Here is an 18541-nt window from a genome sequence, read left to right as displayed (position 1 = left end):
GATTTTTTAGCGTTTAATTTCCTAGTAAGTAATATATGAATGCCACTGCGGCATTTTTATCCGTTAATGCCTTTTGATAGGCCAGTTCATATTGCAACAATTGCCTTTCTATTCGCAATACCTCCTCAAAATCCTTGGAATCCGTGGAATACGAGGTAATGAGGATGTCCAGTACCTTCTTGGCAATTTCAGATTGCCTTTTGTTGAGGGCAATCCTTCTATCCCCGTCATCGAAGTCCTTGGAAGTGTTCTCGTATATAGTGTTGAGGCTGTTTTTCTTGTCTTCCTTTCTTTGTATCTCGCCCTCCTGTAAATATTGCGCTTCTTTGATCATGGACCTGTACTTTTTGCGGTACAGGGGAATGGAAATGCCGACCGATGGGAACAAAAAGGCATCTTCTCCGTTATCCGCCGCCGTTGACAAGGGGTTTTCCCCGACAATGGTATAGCTCAATCCCACGTTGAATTTGGGCATCCCCTCTTTTTTCGCTACCACCTCTTGATTTACAAAAGCGTTCAACCTATGTTCAATGGCCTTCAATTGGTGATTGGACGTATATATCTCATCAACGATATCCAATTGGCCTTCTGGCAGCCCTTCTTGCCACAAAACCGCAGGTATTGCTATTGGGGTCTGTACATCTGTATTCAATAAATTATTGAATTTTACCTGTAAAGCGTATTTCGTATCACGGAACAAGGCCAATTGGTTTTCAAGGTCGTTCAGTTCGAGCTCCACTCTGAGCTCATCCACCACAGAGGCATTCCCCGCCTCTATTTTCACCAAGGACAAATTTTTGAAAATTTTTAGGATTTCAATATTCTCCTGGGTGATCTCAATGGCTTTTTCTATAAAATAATAATTATAATAGGCTGTTTTAACCTCAAAGAAGAGATTGGACTTTGAGTTCTCAAATTCCTCAAATTTGGCATTTGCCAACTCCGTGGCTACATCTTCCCTTGCGTTCAACAAACCAAACCATGGAAAACTTTGCGCCAGATTAAAACGCCATTCCTGGGGACCTACCCTAGTCTCCACGGGCTGTATAAAATATCCAAAGGCGACGGTGGGATCGGGCAAGGAACCCACTTGGGGAACCTTTTCCATTGCCGCCATATAGTCATTGAACTTTCCTTTTAGTCCAGGATTTTTTTCAGCTGCAAGCTTTAGGTAGCCTTCGAGTTCAGATTGCCCGAATACGCAAGAACCTAATGCAAAAAAGAATAGCATGAAAACAATGGTGTCCTTTATTGAAATAATCTTTGTTGATCTAAACATCGCTTTCTTTTAATTGTTTCATTAAATTTTTCTCTTTCCACATACTGTATAGTACCGGCACAACGAACATGGTCATTACTTGTAACAACATGCCACCGAAGGTCGGAATGGCCATGGGAATAACTACGTCCGAACCTTTACCGGTAGCGGTAAGAACGGGAATCAGAGCGATAATTGCTGTAGCTGCCGTCATCATTGCTGGACGGACCCTTTTGGAGCCCGCGTGCAGAACGGAAGTCCTTATTTCCTGTATGGTTTTGGGCTTTTCCTTTTCAAAGGTCTGCATGAGGTAGGTCCCCATAATGACTCCATCGTCCGTGGCGATGCCAAATAGTGCTATAAAACCGACCCAGACGGCTACGCTCAGGTTTATCGTGTGCAGTTGGAACAGGTTTCGCATTTCCACACCGGCAATACCGAAGTTCAAGAACCAATCCTGGCCATAGAGCCAAATCATGATAAAACCACCGGCAAAAGCAACGAATATTCCCGTGAATACCATTAGGGCCGGGGTCATTGATTTAAACTGGAAATACAATATCAACAAGATGACGATCAATGAAATCGGCACCACAATCATCAATCGTTTTGAGGCCCTTATCTGATTTTCATAGTTGCCCGTAAAACGATAGGTTACCCCCGCAGGCAGCTGGAACTCACCACTTTCCATTTTTGCTTCGATCAACTCCTGGGCATCCTCTACTACATTCGTCTCGGCATAACCTTCCTTCATATCGAAGATGACATAGCCGGTCAAGAAAGTGTCCTCACTTTTGATGACCTGGGGGCCTCGGACGTATTCTATATCCGCTAATTCTCCCAGTTCTACCTGAACACCTGCGGGGGTAGGAATCAATATTTTCTTGAGGTCATCAGGGTTGTCCCTAAACTCCCGAGCATAGCGAACCCGAACGGGGAACCGCTCCCTACCCTCTACCGTAGTGGATAATTGTCTACCTCCTACTGCCACGGACAGTTGCATTTGCATGTCTTTGATTGTCAAGCCATATCGTGACATCGCCTGTCTGTTCAACTTCATTTCCAAATATGGTTTGCCAACCACCCTATCGGCAAAAACGGTAGGCGGGTTCACACTAGGGACTTCCTTTAGGATATTCTCCAGTTCAAAGCCCACTTTTTCGATAACCTCCAACGTAGGTCCGAATACCTTAATGCCCATAGGTGCTCGCATACCCGTCGAAAGCATGATCAATCTGGTTTGTATGGGCTGGAGTTTTGGTGCCGATGTAAGCCCGGGAAATTTGGAGTGCTTGACGATTTCATTCCAGATATCGTCAGGTCTCTTTATCTTTTCCCGCCATTGCCTGAAATTTTCTCCGTCCTTATCCAGTATGAGCTGCTCAACGCCAATTCTCCTAAATTCATCTTCCCCGTATTTATAGGTGGACCCATCCTTCAGGACAAAGGCATCCTCATCGTTTACCTTAAAGCGCATACGATGGCCATCCTCGTCTAAAATATATTCGGGCAAATAGTTAATGGTGTTCTCGTACATGGAGGTGGGCGCAGGGTCCAAAGCAGAATTAACACGTCCCCATTTGCCCACGGCGGATGCAATTTCCGGTATGGAATTCAAATGTTTGTCAACTGATGCAATGACTTCCATGTTTTCGGTAATGCTCGAGTGCGGCATGGTGGTCGGCATCAACAGGAAAGAACCCTCGTCCAGTGCGGGCATGAACTCTTTGCCCAGCCCGGGGAACGTTTTGTCCAATTTATCCCAGACAACATTGTTTTTAGCAAATTCGGGCATAAACCCAAGAACTTGACCAAACCCCAACCAAATGTTCATCCCAAGGAAGACAACAAAGATGGGAATGAACAAAAACTTCCATTTATTGTTCAAACACCAAATCAAGATTCTCTGATAGAAATGCACGATTGCCATCAAGGCCCCAAGGACCAATCCTACGACCAAGATTACAAACATGAAGTTGATAAATGTCGAGTTTGCCACTCCCAAAGGCATCCATTCGATGGTCAATAGGTACACCAAAACAACAATGGCAATTGCAATGTTGATGTAATTGGCCAGTTTTTCAGAATAGGGCAATCTGATTTTCTCGCCAAAACCGTTCCAATTTGGTACTTGGGTCAATAGATTATTTATCCCAATCGCAATTAGGGCTATTGAAAGAAAGCTGCCATATGCAATAAGGGAAACAAGCCCAAAACCAATTAAAATGGCATTGAAAACCCTACTGGTTCTTTTGGTGTCTATTCTGATCGAAAACATAACTTTTGCCATCGCCGGAATGAACATGATCCCGATGAACAAAGCAGAAACCAAGGCAAAGGTTTTGGTCCATGCGAGGGGCCTGAACAATTTTCCTTCAGCTGCCTGCATGGCAAATACAGGCAAGAAACTCACCACCGTAGTGGCGAGTGCCGTAATCACAGCGGTTGCCACCTCCACAGTGGCCACATATATGAGTTGAACCAGTTTCTTCCCCTTGGCCCCACGGTTTTCAGGCATTTCCAAATGTCTGACTATGTTTTCGGTAAAGACTATCCCGACATCTATCATTACGCCAATGGCAATGGCAATGCCCGATAAAGCCACAATATTGGCGTCCACCTTAAAATATTTCATCAAGATGAATGTCATCAACACTCCGACAGGCAATATACTTGAGATCAATACCGATGCCCTGAGATTAAGTACCAGGACGATTACGACCAAAATGCTTATCAATATTTCATGGGAAAGGGCCAATTCCAAAGTCCCCAAAGTTTCTTGGATAAGCCCTGAACGATCATAAAAGGGAACAATGGTTATCTTTGAAACCGTTCCATCGGCCAGGGTTTTTGATGGGAGACCTGGAGCCACTTCCGCTATTTTGTCCTTAAGGTTGTGGATTACCTCCTGTGGGTTTGCCCCGTACCTGGCAACTACGACCCCACCAACGGCCTCAACACCACTTTTGTCGAGACCGCCCCTTCGTCCGGCTGGGCCAAATTGTATTTTGGCAACGTCCTTGATACGAATGGGAACATTGTCCCTTACGGTGACAACGCTTTCCTCAAGATCCGATAAGTTTTTGATATACCCCAAGCCCCGAACCAGATATTCGGCCCTGTTGAACTCCAAAGTCCTCGCGCCGATATCAAGGTTGCTGTTCTTTACCGCGTTCATGATCATCCCTACATCGACATTATTGGCCTTCATAGCATCGGGATCGATTTCAACCTGATACTCCTTTAAGAATCCACCGATGGAGGCCACCTCTGAGACGCCGCTGGCCGCAGTTAGGTAATAGCGGACGTAAAAATCCTGGATTGTCCTAAGTTCCTGTGGGTCCCATCCACCTGCGGGCTTCCCTGTTTTGGGGTCCCTACCTTCCAAAGTGTACCAGTACACTTGGCCCAGGGCCGTGGCATCAGGCCCTAAGGCAGGGGTTACTTCATTGGGTACTGTACCTGGCGGCAGCGAATTCAGTTTTTCCAATATTCGGGTCCGACTCCAGTAAAAGTCCACATCGTCATCGAAAATGATATAAATACTGGAAAGACCAAAAATGGAATTGCTCCGGATGGTCTTTACTCCTGGAATACCCAATAAGGCGGTGGTAAGCGGATAGGTAACTTGGTCCTCTATGTCCTGAGGTGATTGACCCATCCATTCTGTAAACACAATTTGTTGGTTCTCACCTATATCGGGAATGGCATCAACTGGTACCGGACTTCTGTCCATCCAAGAAAGTTCCCAGTTGAACGGGGCCGTTACGATTCCCCCAAAAACAAAGGCAAGGAGGAGCATAAATGTTATCAACCTGTTCTCAAGAAAATAACGGATTGTTTTATTTAGCATGGTATTTGATTATTAAATAATTGAAACTTGTGTTGAAAAATTCAACAAAAACGTACTTAGCCCCCCGACGGTCTATCAAAGGGCAATGTATTCAACTATTTAAGATCAAATAAGGAAAGTCTGGTCCAGAATCAAAATATCCTTTACCAACAAAGGTGGTGGATAAGCATTGAAAGGAGTGTTGTTCTCAGTTGATTTGACGAAGAGATTAAGAAAGGAATACGCATAGGAAGCAAGGAACTGTAGTTGCTCAAAGCTTAGACTTTCAAAGGTTATGTTTAATTTGTCCTGTCCATCAACCGCAAGTAGTTCGTCCTCACAACAGTCTTTTTTTGAAAAACCCGTTCCATCGGAATACATCAGATTTGAACCTTCAATATTACAAGATTCCGCTTCGCCAAAGAAGGAGAAATCAACCAAAACATCACAACAATAATGTTGCTTTACCGTATAGGAAAAGGTAGAAAACAGCACAATCAGTGCCATTAGAAAGGATGATATTTTAAATAGAATCCTCTTCATTCAAGTGACAAAACTACAAAAATTTTAACATGAAAACCGTGTTTAACATAATTTTAGAAACGGAAGGACGGTCGTATCATTCCTTTTGAACAACAGATTCAGCGATATTCAACACAAATTCCACAAGATCTTTGAGTTCCTCTGGGGGGTTGCCATGATCAAAGCCGGGGGATTCGTAGGTGCGCTTTTTTAAGGAGATTTTTAATTTGGCGTGGGGGGCACCGTCAGCCAATCTTTTATCCGACGGGGGCTTCAAATAAGGTATCCCTTTTATGGGTAAGCCTTCCAAAAGTTCAACCAATTTTGCCCGTTGTTCATTTTTTATTTCCAAACTATCGGCGGTCTTGTGATTTCGCGTGGCGTGATAGACAAATATCTTATGCTTAACCACTACTCTTCTGGACATTCCTCTGGCAATGGCCCGGTATTCTATGATATAATCATCAAGTTCCTCCTGTGAAAAAAGAGAAAAATTTAAAAAGAGTACCATAAAAAGGGCAACTTCAATTTTGGCCATCATTTTTGTTTTTTGTCTTTCAAAGGTAGCCAAACAAGAACGTCAGTAATAATGATATTGGTCATGGTGGGAATTTCGCACCATTGAAAAAGAAGCCCCAAAAAACTAGTCGGAATCCTTCATAATTATTTTGCCGTCACTAAAAACATCCCTAGGTTTGCAATTTATTTTTATCTAATCTAAATAAATATTAAATGCGGAATTTCTTGTTATCGGCCTCTGCGGTCCTGTTGGTAGCGCATAATAGCGTTTCTCAAGAAAATGAAATGGAAAAGGATTCGACCACAACTGGAATCGAGATGCTTAATGAGGTGGTAGTCAATGGAAATGCAATACTGGGGAGCGAATTCGAAGCAAGGAACAGGACGGGATCGGCTCAATTTATTTCAGAAAAGGAATTGAAAAGATTTGGTTACACCGATATCAACAGAACGTTGAAACGAGTTCCCGGGGTCAACATATATGAGGAGGATGGATTTGGTCTACGACCTAATATTAGCCTAAGGGGCACTTCACCCGAAAGGAGCGCAAAAATCAACCTTATGGAAGATGGGGTCCTAATTGCCCCTGCCCCCTACAGCGCACCTGCGGCGTACTACTTTCCCACTCTTGGCAGAATGCAGGCCTTGGAAATTCTAAAGGGAAGCAGTCAGATCCAATACGGCCCAAATACGACGGGTGGGGCGATCAATATGATCTCGGCACGGATTCCCGATCAATTTGGCGGTCAGGTTTCCCTATCGGCTGGCAATTACAACTCAAGGAACACCCAAGTTGTCATCGGAAATAATTTTGGGGATTTTGGGTTTGTAAGTGAGTACTACAATTACAATTCCGATGGTTTCAAAAATCTAGACGGGGGCGGTAATACAGGTTTTGACAAATCTGACTACTTGGCAAAATTCCGAATAAATACAAATGAAGATGCCAGAATCTACCAAGCACTTGTATTCAAAATCCAATTTTCCGAGGAACGGGCCAACGAAACCTATTTGGGCTTGACCGATGCTGATTTTGACCTGGACCCGTATCGAAGATATCGGGCCTCTTCCGAGGACGTCATGGATTCAGAGCACCAGCAGTACCAATTCACGCATTTTCTTAAATTTTCTCCGGTATTCAGCATCAATACCACTGGATACGTGAACAAATTTAAACGTAATTGGTATAAATTGGACGACGTCAACCTGGGGCAGCGCGTTGGAATAAGCGCGGTGCTCTCAGACCCTACCACATATAACATGGAATACGCAGCGCTGCTGGGAAATACGGATACGGCGGCCGACGTGTTTGGAATTAAGGCCAATAACAGAGCATACCTTTCTAGGGGCATACAGTCCGTTTCCAAGCTGCGCTGGGGAACGGATTGGGTCCAAAGCCTGGAGCTGGGGGTCAGGTACCACTCCGACGAGGAAGATAGATTCCAATGGGTGGACAGATATGCCTTCTCAAATAATAATCTCATACGCACAACAGTGGGGGCCAAGGGAGCCAATGCAAACAGAATCAACAATGCCAAAGCACTTTCGGCCCATGCGTTGTACAAACTAAATATCGGTAGGTTCACATTGACCCCGGGCCTACGATACGAGAACATTAAGATGGGGAGAATAGATTATGGGACCAACGACCCGACAAGATCGGGCACGGAGCTTTCAGAGCGATTCAACAGAGTGGATGTTTGGATCCCCGGAGTAGGGGCAAATTATACCTTTACCAATAGCCTGTCCGTCTTTGGCGGGGCACACAAAGGATTTTCTCCTCCCGGAACCGTCGACGGCCAGGATGCCGAAAAAAGCATCAATTACGAACTAGGTACCCGTTTTAACCATAAGGGAATTCGTGGCGAGGTAGTTCTGTTTTATAATGATTACCAAAATCTGTTGGGCAGCGATCTAGCCGCTAGTGGGGGCACTGGCAGTTTGGATCAGTTTAACGCGGGGGCTGTGAGGGTCAGTGGGGCGGAACTGTTGTTGGATTATAATCTCCTGAAGAATACTTCTGAAAAATTCAGGCTTCCGGTGTCCTTTACCTATACCTTGACGGATACGGAATTTCTAAGCTCCTTTGAAAGCGACAACGACATCTTTGGATCGGTCACCGCAGGAGATGAAATACCCTACATAGCGAAAAACCAATTCAATCTGAATTTGGGACTGGAACATGAGAGATTTGTCCTTGATTTAGGGGCACGTTACACGGATGCTTTCAGAACCCGAGCTGGAACTGGCACTATTGCACCAAATCTAAGGGTGGAATCGAATTTTGTAATCGATATGACGGCAAAATATTTTTACAACAAACATTTTGTGTTTTCCGCCAATATCATAAACCTGTTGGATGAAGTTTACGCGGTATCAAGGGTTCCTGCCGGTTTAAGGCCTGGACATCCCTTTGGGGTCAATTTTTCAATGGCCTATGGGTTTTGACATATGGGAAGTTGTTGAACCGGGATATGGGACCAGTCGATGGTTTCCAGCAGCTTAGTACAAACGTCTGACGGCCAAAAATAGCACTTGGATTTTTTCATTTAACCTGTCCCTTAACGTCCTTAGAGCTTTGGTCAGATGCCCCTCCACAGTTTTTACGGAGATGCCCAAGTGTCCGGCAATTTCTATGTTGGTCAGACCTTCCATCTTGCTCAACCTAAATATTTGGCCACACTTATTGGGAAGTAGGTCAATCTCATTTTCCACAATTCTTATTTTTCGCTGTATTTCTTCCTGTTGGGCTTTTGAAACAACATCGTCCAAAGTATCGGCAAATGCTTTTTCCAGTAAATGGGTTTCTTTCTTGTATTTTTTTATATGGTCCAGGAACCCATTGCGAACTGTTCTGTACAACCACCCTTTAATCAAAACACCTTCCTTTAAATTCTTCCTTTTTTTCCATAATTTAAAGAATGATTCTTGCGTCAGGTCCTTTGCCAAGGATTCGTTACGGCATAAACTTCGGGCGTAGCCGATAACCTGATCATAATAGCATTCTATAATAATTTCAAAGCCTTTATCATCTATGGCAGAAGCTGTTACCGTTTCGAAATTCCCATTTTGCAACACAAAATCCATAGGCAATTTTAACAAAAAAAAATATCATTGACGTTTTTTGCGATAAAAAACGAGGGTTTTATGGTATTTAGTCGTTTAAGGGATATCTATTGATTTTTCTTTAAAATATACAGATGAAAAATAGGGATATAAAAATTATCATCCATAAGTTTTTAAACCATTCGGCCACGGAAAAGGAGATAGGGTTGTTAATTGATTGGGCCAAAGAAAATAAATTGGCCTTTCGCCAAGAAGTAGAACTTCACCATGTAATAACGGGGGCAACGAAAAAAGAAAAGGCGGAACATTTGAAAGAAGAACTTTTGAAGAACTTCCATCAAGTAAACGCGGTTAAAATACGACGTGGGAAGAACCGATTGTTCAAATACGCGGCCATCTTTGTCGGTCTCATTACGTTTGGCATGTATTCCTATTATACTTTTATCGATTCAAAAACGACCATCCCTACACAAGAAGTAATGATTACTTTGGAAGATGGTTCCACAAGGGAAGCCTTGAATGAAGAAAATTCTGGTATAGTTTCTAAATCAAACACTTACATCGTAGAACAAAAAGGCACTAAAATTTCCTACAAAAAACTGGCTTCCAATCAAAACAGTGAGGGTCCCCTGATATATAATACGTTGGAGGTGCCCTATGGGAAAAAGTTTCAGGTAACACTGTCCGATGGAACGGATATTTATTTGAATTCCGGATCTTCCTTGACCTACCCGGTGGTCTTTAAAGATAAAGGACCCAGAAATGTAGCATTACGGGGCGAGGCATATTTTACCGTTACCTCAGACTCGCTAAGACCATTTTCGGTAAGCACAGGACATCTGGAAGCCAACGTTTTGGGAACTGAATTTAACGTTTCAAATTATGCCGACGACAGCCATGTGAAAATCGTATTGGTAGAGGGAAGCCTTTCTGTCGACCAAAGGGACGTTTCGGATGGCAAGGCGGTGTTAATGGAACCCAATCAATTGGTTTCATACTCCAATTCCAATAAGAAGCTGTTCCTGGAGAATGTCGACATCAGTAGCTATGTAGCATGGAAAGAGGGCGTATTGCTGTTCAAAAACGAAGATTTCCAGAACATTATTAAGAAACTTGAAAGACATTATGACGTCCGAATTGAGCTCAAGGATTTAGGAGTGGGCAAGGAAACGTATACCGGCAGGTTCAAAACGGAAACTATAGAGGAAGTTTTAGGTGCATTTCAAAGGATTAAGCACTTTGACTTCACTATCACTAAAGAGAAGATAACAATAACCCTAAAAAATAAGCCTATGGACTGAATAAACCAAAAAAAGAATCAGGGATTGCGCTAACAACCCCATGATTCCAAACAAAGTTAAAAAACTGATTGACCAATTTTTAAACTATCTCAAAAGTATGAAAAACGCACTATGTAAAAACTATTTTACGACCAAAATAGACCTGAAAATGAAGATTACCGCGCTGTTTTTGTTTATTGCATTGTTCCAATTACATGCAAACGACGCGTATTCGCAAAAATCCAAAATTTCAATCAATATGGAGAATGCCACAATTGGGTCCATATTTGATGAAATTGAGAAAAATACGGACTATAATATCCTGTACAAGACTTCAGTTTTGGACATTGACAAAAGGATTACGGTCAAAGCGGACAAGGTGAAAATCGATACCCTTATGGACTTGATTCTTAGGGACACCAAAGTGTCATTTGAAGTCAGGCGAAAGCTAATCGTATTAGTTGAAATCAATGAGAAGCCCTTGTCGGATCCATCGCCCTTACCTCCGCGGAGCACACACATTTCGCAACAAACTGTTACCGTTACAGGTTTGGTTACCGACCAGGGAAACGTTCCGTTAGGCGGGGTGAGTGTCGTCGTTAAGGGTACTACCAAAGGTGTTTCCACCAACTTTGACGGGGAGTATGAGATTGAAGCTTCCGAGGGGGATATACTTGTGTTCTCATATATCGGTTTTGCCAAACATGAAGTGGAAGTGACGCAACAAACGGCCATTAACGTAATCATGAAGCCCGATATGATGGATTTGAACGAGGTGGTGGTCACAGCGACCGGTGTACGCCGTAAGGTGGAAATGGGAAACTCAATTGCCAATCTCAATGTGAGCGATGACGTGAAGCAAAGACCTATCGGCAATGTTTCCGATTTGCTCCAAGGTCAGGCCGCAGGTGTCCAAATTTCAAGTAGTGGTGGCTCTACCGGTTTTGGCTCTCGTATCAGGATCAGAGGTTCCAATAGTGCATCGTTATCCAATGAGCCCGTAATTTATATAGACGGTGTACTGATCAATAATGAGGCAAATTCAATTTCGTTCGAGACCGGAGGACAGTCCCCATCACGTTTGAACGATATCAATCCGGAAGATATCGAATCCATTGAAATTATCAAGGGCCCTTCTGCGGCAACGCTCTATGGGTCCATTGCCGCCAATGGAGTCATAAGAATCACAACAAAGAAGGGGAAACAGGGAGAGCCAAGGTGGTCGGCATTTCTAGAAAGTGGGTTGGTTGAAGATGTAATCACTTACCCTAGGAACTACCAAGCACTTGACGCTGATGGAAATCCAGGTTTTAATTTTGAAGCGGCCGAAGGGACTTTTGTGCCCAATGTGGTCAACTCCTTCCAACCTTTGAACGACCCTCGCACCTCGCCGTTTCGAACGGGGCAATCATACGGTGCCGGACTGAGTGTTTCCGGGGGATCCGAAACGCTTTCATACTTTCTTTCGGGCAGCATAACAGATGGCGAGGGCGTTCTGCCGGTTAATAATATTCAAAGAACAAATTTCCGGGGAAATTTTGGGGCAAAAATAACGGAAAAACTTAAGGTCAATTTGAGCACCGGATATACCAACAGCGACCTTGAACTTCCCTTGAACGATAATTTCTCATTGGGTCTGATGGGACAGGGCCTGAACGGTGCACCAACGATTGACATCAACAATGGATGGGGCGAATTTACACCTGAAGAACTTTTTACTATTGACACCCGCCAAAGAATAAATCGTTTTACCACAGGACTTGAAGCGCTTTGGCAACCCGATGAAAAATTAAACATTAGGGTAGCCGGAGGACTTGACTTCACATCGCGTTGGGACAGCCAGTTCTTTCCTACGGGTGAAGCCCCTGATTTTCTAAATTATGATGAAGGTGCCCGGTTCTCAAACAGGTTTAATGATTTTGTGTATACTTTGGATGCTGTAGGCTCATACAAAACCGATCTAAATGAAAACATAAATTCCCGTACCTCTCTTGGGTTCCAATATTTGCAGAATCTTTCTCAGGGCACTTTTGCAACGGGCTTACAATTGGTAGCGGGAAGTAATTCGATTGCCGGCGCCGCAGTTACCCAAAGCAATGAACAGACCATCGAATCACGAACGGTCGGGGTGTTTTTGGAAGAACAGGTAAGTTTTAAGGACAAGTTATTTGTCACAGGAGCCGTAAGGGCGGACCGTGGTAGTTCGTTTGGGGCATCTTTCAATTCGGTATTTTATCCAAAAGTAAGTGCCTCATGGCTGATATCGGAAGAAGACTTTTTTAACAACTCGGAGAATTTGGGCATCAGTTCACTAAGGCTCAGGGGTGCTTGGGGCGCATCCGGCGTGCAACCCGGTACCAATGACGCCCTAAGGTTTTTCAATCCCATAGCCGCCACTTTGGATGGTCAGAGTGTTACGGGTGTAACGATAGGTAGTGTGGGCAATGAAAATTTAAGCCCTGAGAGGTCCACGGAACTTGAATTGGGCTTTGACGCAAAGTTATTGTCCGATCGGGTTGGCCTTGAAATGACCTATTTCTACAAAAAAACTCGTGATGCACTGATATTTAGACAATTGCCCTTGTCACTTGGAGTTGGCGAAGGACGTTTTGAAAATTTGGGGTCCGTCAAAAACTCAGGCCTTGAAATAGCGCTCAACACCAGGATCATTGAGACGGATAAGTTTTTCCTAGGATTGGATATCGTGAGCTCGTTCATTGACAATGAGCTGATCGAACTGGGTGAAGGGATAGAACCTGTCATTTTTGACCAACAACGCCATGCTGAAGGATTCCCACTTGGCGGCTATTGGGATGAGACATATACTTTCAACGATGCCAATGGTGACGGTTTCATTGGGCAAGATGAGATACAGGTAGGTGAAGTGGCCTATCTGGGAACTCCGTTCGCAACTACCGATATCTCTTTCACTCCTGTGATGAGCTTTTTTGAAAATCAATTCGTTATAAAGGGGCTTTTGAATTATCGAGGTGGTCAAAAATTGTACAACAATACTGGTGCATGGAGAAATGGTAATAGTAATAACCGCGAGTTGAACGACCCAAATGCCTCACTGTTCGATCAGGCTAGGGCGGTAGCATCAAAATTCCTGGGAACAAATGCGGGTTATATCGAAGATGCCTCTTTTTGGAGACTTCGTGAAATTTCATTGACCTATAATGCTCCGGGCAGTTTTTCTGACATGCTGGGTTTTGACCGAATCAGCCTAACACTTTCAGGTCAGAATCTAGGGGTTTGGACCGATTATACAGGTCTTGATCCTGAAATTAGTTCTGAAGGTCAGGCTAATTTCACCACGGAGGAATTTCTAAGCCAACCCCCCGTTCGTTCGTGGAAGGCAAGACTTAATTTAACATTTTAAGAACACCAAAAACAAATATTATGAAAAAGCTATTCAAAATTGATAAAAATTATATCAGAGCTACGTTCGTAACTTTTGCGTTAATTATATGCTCTTCTATGAACTTTTCTTGCGATTCGGTTGTAGAAGTAACCGATCCTGACATCGTAACGCCAGAATCGCTGAACAACGAAGCGGGGTTACAGACCCTCCGCGCGGGGTCTTTGGGCGATTTAGCAGTAGCAATGAGCGGATCGGCAGCGGGACATGGGGCAACTACGGGACTTATTGTAATGAGCGGACTTATGGCTGACGAATATGATTACTCCGGTACCTTTCCCACAAGACGTGAAGCTGATACACGAAATCTTCAAAATATCAACACTGATATGAACACGATCTACGGAAACCTACATTTGGCGAGGGCAGGAGCTGAAACTACCATCGACCTTCTTGCCAATTTCGGGGAAGACCCTGAAATTGAAAGTGAAATGCAAAGTGTTGTAGGCTTTTCCTACATAATGTTCGCAGAAACATTCTGTGGTGGAGTTTCTTTCAGCAAGGCCCCTGCCGATGGTGGCGATTTAATCTTTGGGGAACCCCTTACCACGGAACAAATGTTTACCACTGCGGTCAGTTGGTTCGATCAAGCCATAGCCAATGCTGGGGATAACGAGAAATTAGCCAACTTAGCCCGTTTGGGCAAGGCCCGTTCTCTTTTGGGCTTGGGTCAAATTGAAGAATCAGCTGCTGAAGTGGTAAGTGTCCCTACGGATTTTGCATACAATATTGAACAATCGGACAACAGCCGAAGACAAGAGAACGGAATTTACATCATGACCACTGTACGACGTCAATTTTCCATAGCTGATGGTAAGGGAGAAAATGGGTTGATGTACCGTTCAGCTATGGATCCAAGAGTACCCTGGGACGGTGGAACGGAGTTTGGTCAAGATGATATTACCCTCTATTACAACCAACTCAAATTCAACTCCTCCAGTGCACCTGTTGCCTTGGCCTCGGGAATAGAGGCACGGCTAATCGAAGCGGAGGCGGCTGCGAATGCCGATGACGCCGGCACCGTCCAAGATATTCACAACGGGCTTAGGGCTACAATGGGTCTATCAGATTTAGATCTTACAGGAATTAGCGGCGATGACCTATTGTTGGCCCACTTCGCAGAACGCGCCTTTTGGTTGTTCAGTACAGGCCACCGGCAAGGGGATCTCAGAAGACTGGTCGACGTTTATGGAATGCCCGCGTCAGAAGTCTTTCCATGGGGAGATTATTTCAAGGGAGGGCAATACAGTGCAAACCTTAAATTTCCCGTGCCACAATCCGAATCAAACAATCCCAATTATGTGGGTTGTTTGGATTAGCGACGTTTTGGATAACATCAATAAAGGGGCCTTAAAAAAAGGCCTCTTTTTAATTTATTTTTATTACGTTCCAAGCGGGACCTAGCGCATATTTTTATGAGTAAAGAAATTCGTACTAAAGCACCTTTGTATGCTGACCATTTTATTTTGCTTTGTATATTGTTCTTTCTTTCCGGTACTGCCGGCCTAATATTCCAGGTGATTTGGATGTACAGGCTGGGTCTTGTTTTCGGGAATGCGGCATATGCTACCGCCGCAACCTTGTCCGCTTTTTTTCTTGGGCTGGCACTTGGAGGATGGTTTTTAGGCCGTGCCTCTGCCAAATTTAGGAGGCCCCTTAAGATGTATGGACTTATGGAGCTGGGCGTTGCGTTGACGGCTTTGTTGTTTGTTCCGGGTCTGGAATTCTATGAAATGTACTATGCGGAGAGCATTTCTTTTTTAGGGAATTCAAAGGGGATTCTTTTGCCAATGAAATTTATTTTCTCGGCCTTACTGCTTATACTTCCCTCTTTTCTTATGGGAGGTACTTTCCCAGTCCTGTCCCAGTACATTGGAAAAAATCGTACTCAACTTTCAAAACGAGGGACCGCTTTATATGCAGTAAATACAGTTGGGGCCGCCCTGGGTGCATTGCTGACCGGATTTTACCTCATTTTGGAGTATGGGGTAAGCTTTACATACTACTTGGCCGTGGCCTTGATGTTCTCCATAGGCCTTCTTGCCGTTGTTCTGGATAGCCTATCAACACCTACCACCGTTGTTCGAAAAACATCAAGGACCTCCATAACTCAGGGAAAATCTTTTGGAGGTCCGTCCAAACTGGGCAACCTCCAGTTTATCATAGTGGCCTTTTCATCAGGGGCACTAGCATTATCGGTAGAAACATTATGGACCCAGATGTTTGCCCAAGTTTTGCAGAATTCAGTGTATTCCTTCGCTCTAATCCTTGTGGTGTTCCTTCTGGCGTTGGGGATGGGGGGCTTTTTATCACATCTACTGGTAAGGTCAAGAATGGGGTCCAACCGCGTTATAGTACTTCTATTGAGCATAGCAGCGGTATTCATCGGAATTTCCCCAACTATATTCAACCTTGCCACAAACGGACTTGAGTATGTAGCAATGGGCGCCTCTTGGCACACTTATGTATGGGCCGTTTTTAAATTGGCTCTTTTAGTTGTTTTGCCACCTACGGTTGTTTTGGGCGCAGTATTCCCTTTCTTGCTGAAAGCAGCTCCGGTTACCAATAGGCCGGCCGGGCGTATTGTAGGCGTGCTGGTGTTTTTCAATTCGCTGGGTAGCTTTGCCGGCCCAGCAATTGCGGGCTTTGTATTGCTCGATATCCTTGGACTGTGGAACAGTGTAAAGGTTATTGCCATTTTCTATGGCATCCTTGCTGTTTGGGTGTTTTTTTCTTTTTATGGCGAAAAGAAAAATGTTCGGTTGCTATTGCCGATTTTAGCTGTGTCGGGGATACTTCTTTTGAAAAATCCTCCGTTGTTGCGATTGGAAACCGATGAAAAACTATTGGATTCATGGCAATCCAGTGATGGAGTGGTTTCCATCGTACGTAAATCCAAAAATATTCAGATGCGCTTGGATAACTTTTATGTGCTTGGGGATTCGGAATCGGTTTTGGTCGAACAAATGCAGGCCCATGTACCACTCATGATACATCCCGCGCCGAAAAAAGTGGCTTTCTTGGGTATGGGCACGGGAATTACCGCTGGGGCGGCACTTTACCATGATGTGGAAAAGGTCGTGGCCGTGGAATTGGTATCCAATGTCATTCCCGCTGCACAAGGCTATTTTTCACCTTGGGCCAATGGGCTCTTCCAAGATAGTCGGGCGAGCATAGTGGCCGACGACGGCAGAAATTTTCTTTTGGGCACCAAGGAACAGTTCGATGTCATTGTGGGCGACCTTTTTACCCCTTGGCATGCTGGCACGGGAAGTCTTTACTCCCTTGAGCATTTTGAGCAGGCAAAAAAGCGGTTGGGGGCCGGTGGGGTCTTTGCCCAATGGTTGCCCCTATACCAGCTTACCCCTGAAAACTTCTATACCATAGCCGCCACATTTGCGGCAGTTTTTCCCCATGTTACACTTTGGAGGGCCGATTTTTCGGCCACCCGAGCAAGTATTGTGCTAATTGGCCAAGAAGCTGGTGCACAGCTGGACGAGGATACCCTACGCCGCAATATTGTACATGTCACCGGGGGACAGGACAATCAGGACAAAAGTCACATGGCCGGCCTATTTTATTTGGGCAACCTGAACAACATTGGAAACCGTTTATCCCATGTTGAACTGAACACCGATGACAGAAGGGCCATCGAATTTAAAGCCCCCATATTATCACAACAAGCCAATGCTGGGCGTGCAAACTATATCGTGGGCAAGGAGTTGGCAAACCTGTTTGTGGAGATTTCAGATAACTTTTCCCGTAATGACCCATATCTTTCGGGCCTACCAATTGACGAAATTAAATTTGTCGAAGTAGGGGCTCTATACTTTCGCTATCTTCAATATATAGACCAGCGGAAAGATGTGATGGCAAAAAAAACATATGACAAGATACAAACATTGGCACCTGGCTTTTTAAAGAAGGATATAAAAACCGGTGAATTACAGTGACGAAGAAACTTGACGGACCCAACCAGTGCCAAAAAACCAGTTCAGGTTTTTTTCAAATGCTCCCTTAGCGTTTTAAAGGCATTGGATATATGACCTTCCACCGTCTTAATTGAAATCTTCAAATATTGTGAAATCTCCTCATTTGTCAGGCCCTCTTTTTTGCTCAATATAAAAACCTCCTTGCACTTTTTCGGAAGGGTTTCTATTTCTTTTTTCATTTTTTCAATAGCTGATTCCAATTGCATGGTATCTTCTTGAAAAAAGGCATTTAAGGTAGTTGTGGAAAGGGTGTCCAAATAGTTCATTTCCTTCTTCTTTTTCCTATGGTGATTGACAAATTCGTGATAAATGGATTTGTATAAAAAGCTTTTTAAAGAAGTACTTATGTTAAGCAAGCCTTTTCTAGCCCATATGTTGAGAAACACATCTTGCAATAGATCTTCGGCAACAGATTTTTCCTTGGTAAGATTGAGCGCATATAGATATAGAACAGTGTAATATTTATCGACCAAAATTTCAAAGGCACGCCGATCCCCCTTATTAAGGCCAATAATCAAGTCATACTCGTCTCCATACTTTAAATTCATATACTCAAATAACAGAGTTTTTACAATATCCTAAATATTTATTAAAAAAAACAAGGGTACAAAACTATTTCCCCGTCTTACTATTGGATTCTATCTTTTAAGC

11 protein-coding genes are annotated in these 18541 nt (G+C 43.9%); 5 read left to right on the top strand and 6 right to left on the bottom strand.

Going from position 1 to position 18541, the window contains the following annotated elements; all coding sequences use genetic code 11:
• Window positions 1-13: 13 nt before the first annotated feature.
• From ACRHOZ_RS17650 to ACRHOZ_RS17635, 4 genes are all read right to left on the bottom strand, one after another.
• Window positions 14-1279: a TolC family protein gene (locus ACRHOZ_RS17650; protein ID WP_431128435.1), complete on the bottom strand. Its 1266-nt coding sequence runs from the start codon at window positions 1277-1279 to the stop codon at window positions 14-16.
• On the bottom strand, window positions 1272-5111 hold the full coding sequence (locus ACRHOZ_RS17645) for an efflux RND transporter permease subunit (protein WP_431128433.1): 3840 nt from the start codon (window positions 5109-5111) through the stop codon (window positions 1272-1274). The genes ACRHOZ_RS17650 and ACRHOZ_RS17645 overlap by 8 nt, the downstream gene beginning before the upstream one ends.
• A gap of 105 nt (window positions 5112-5216) precedes the next feature.
• Window positions 5217-5633, bottom strand: coding sequence for an HYC_CC_PP family protein (locus ACRHOZ_RS17640; RefSeq protein WP_431128430.1), 417 nt, complete (start codon window positions 5631-5633; stop codon window positions 5217-5219).
• A 76-nt stretch (window positions 5634-5709) separates the two neighbouring features.
• Entirely contained in the window at window positions 5710-6153 is a 444-nt protein-coding gene (locus tag ACRHOZ_RS17635) for a hypothetical protein (protein ID WP_431128427.1), read from the bottom strand.
• Between the two features lie 191 nt (window positions 6154-6344).
• Between ACRHOZ_RS17635 and ACRHOZ_RS17630 the strand changes: the two genes are divergently transcribed.
• Complete coding sequence (locus ACRHOZ_RS17630) at window positions 6345-8579, top strand: TonB-dependent receptor family protein (RefSeq protein ID WP_431128424.1); 2235 nt, start codon at window positions 6345-6347, stop codon at window positions 8577-8579.
• Between the two features lie 54 nt (window positions 8580-8633).
• Here ACRHOZ_RS17630 and ACRHOZ_RS17625 read toward each other — a convergent pair whose 3' ends face one another.
• Window positions 8634-9218 carry an RNA polymerase sigma factor gene (locus tag ACRHOZ_RS17625; protein ID WP_431128421.1) on the bottom strand — a complete coding sequence of 195 codons (585 nt, stop codon included), beginning with the start codon at window positions 9216-9218 and terminating at the stop codon, window positions 8634-8636.
• Window positions 9219-9331: 113 nt separating this feature from the next.
• Between ACRHOZ_RS17625 and ACRHOZ_RS17620 the strand changes: the two genes are divergently transcribed.
• The 4 genes from ACRHOZ_RS17620 (at window position 9332) to ACRHOZ_RS17605 (ending at window position 17851) form a co-directional block, all read left to right on the top strand.
• A complete protein-coding gene (locus ACRHOZ_RS17620) occupies window positions 9332-10498 on the top strand; it encodes a FecR family protein (protein ID WP_431128418.1) in 1167 nt (388 codons plus the stop codon).
• A 97-nt stretch (window positions 10499-10595) separates the two neighbouring features.
• Window positions 10596-13859 carry a SusC/RagA family TonB-linked outer membrane protein gene (locus ACRHOZ_RS17615; RefSeq protein WP_431128415.1) on the top strand — a complete coding sequence of 1088 codons (3264 nt, stop codon included), beginning with the start codon at window positions 10596-10598 and terminating at the stop codon, window positions 13857-13859.
• A 20-nt stretch (window positions 13860-13879) separates the two neighbouring features.
• Complete coding sequence (locus tag ACRHOZ_RS17610; protein WP_431128412.1) at window positions 13880-15217, top strand: hypothetical protein; 1338 nt, start codon at window positions 13880-13882, stop codon at window positions 15215-15217.
• Window positions 15218-15313: 96 nt separating this feature from the next.
• Window positions 15314-17851, top strand: coding sequence for a fused MFS/spermidine synthase (locus ACRHOZ_RS17605; RefSeq protein ID WP_431128409.1), 2538 nt, complete (start codon window positions 15314-15316; stop codon window positions 17849-17851).
• A gap of 41 nt (window positions 17852-17892) precedes the next feature.
• On the opposite strand, the gene ACRHOZ_RS17600 is transcribed toward ACRHOZ_RS17605, so the two are convergent.
• A complete protein-coding gene (locus ACRHOZ_RS17600) occupies window positions 17893-18438 on the bottom strand; it encodes an RNA polymerase sigma factor (RefSeq protein ID WP_431128406.1) in 546 nt (181 codons plus the stop codon).
• Window positions 18439-18541: the final 103 nt, after the last annotated feature.

It is taken from the genome of Flagellimonas flava (genome assembly GCF_050617915.1).
In the GTDB taxonomy this organism is placed as follows: domain Bacteria; phylum Bacteroidota; class Bacteroidia; order Flavobacteriales; family Flavobacteriaceae; genus Flagellimonas; species Flagellimonas flava_A.
Note: the sequence above shows the minus strand (reverse complement) of the source record. Positions and strands in the feature narration are given on the sequence as shown.

Bases quoted from the DNA above. Each gene is read 5' to 3' on its own strand.
- ACRHOZ_RS17650 (WP_431128435.1), bottom strand. From the start codon at position 1,279: ATGTTTAGATCAACAAAGATTATTTCAATAAAGGACACCATTGTTTTC.
- ACRHOZ_RS17645 (WP_431128433.1), bottom strand. From the start codon at position 5,111: ATGCTAAATAAAACAATCCGTTATTTTCTTGAGAACAGGTTGATAACA.
- ACRHOZ_RS17640 (WP_431128430.1), bottom strand. From the start codon at position 5,633: ATGAAGAGGATTCTATTTAAAATATCATCCTTTCTAATGGCACTGATT.
- ACRHOZ_RS17635 (WP_431128427.1), bottom strand. From the start codon at position 6,153: ATGATGGCCAAAATTGAAGTTGCCCTTTTTATGGTACTCTTTTTAAAT.
- ACRHOZ_RS17630 (WP_431128424.1), top strand. From the start codon at position 6,345: ATGCGGAATTTCTTGTTATCGGCCTCTGCGGTCCTGTTGGTAGCGCAT.
- ACRHOZ_RS17625 (WP_431128421.1), bottom strand. From the start codon at position 9,218: ATGGATTTTGTGTTGCAAAATGGGAATTTCGAAACGGTAACAGCTTCT.
- ACRHOZ_RS17620 (WP_431128418.1), top strand. From the start codon at position 9,332: ATGAAAAATAGGGATATAAAAATTATCATCCATAAGTTTTTAAACCAT.
- ACRHOZ_RS17615 (WP_431128415.1), top strand. From the start codon at position 10,596: ATGAAAAACGCACTATGTAAAAACTATTTTACGACCAAAATAGACCTG.
- ACRHOZ_RS17610 (WP_431128412.1), top strand. From the start codon at position 13,880: ATGAAAAAGCTATTCAAAATTGATAAAAATTATATCAGAGCTACGTTC.
- ACRHOZ_RS17605 (WP_431128409.1), top strand. From the start codon at position 15,314: ATGAGTAAAGAAATTCGTACTAAAGCACCTTTGTATGCTGACCATTTT.
- ACRHOZ_RS17600 (WP_431128406.1), bottom strand. From the start codon at position 18,438: ATGAATTTAAAGTATGGAGACGAGTATGACTTGATTATTGGCCTTAAT.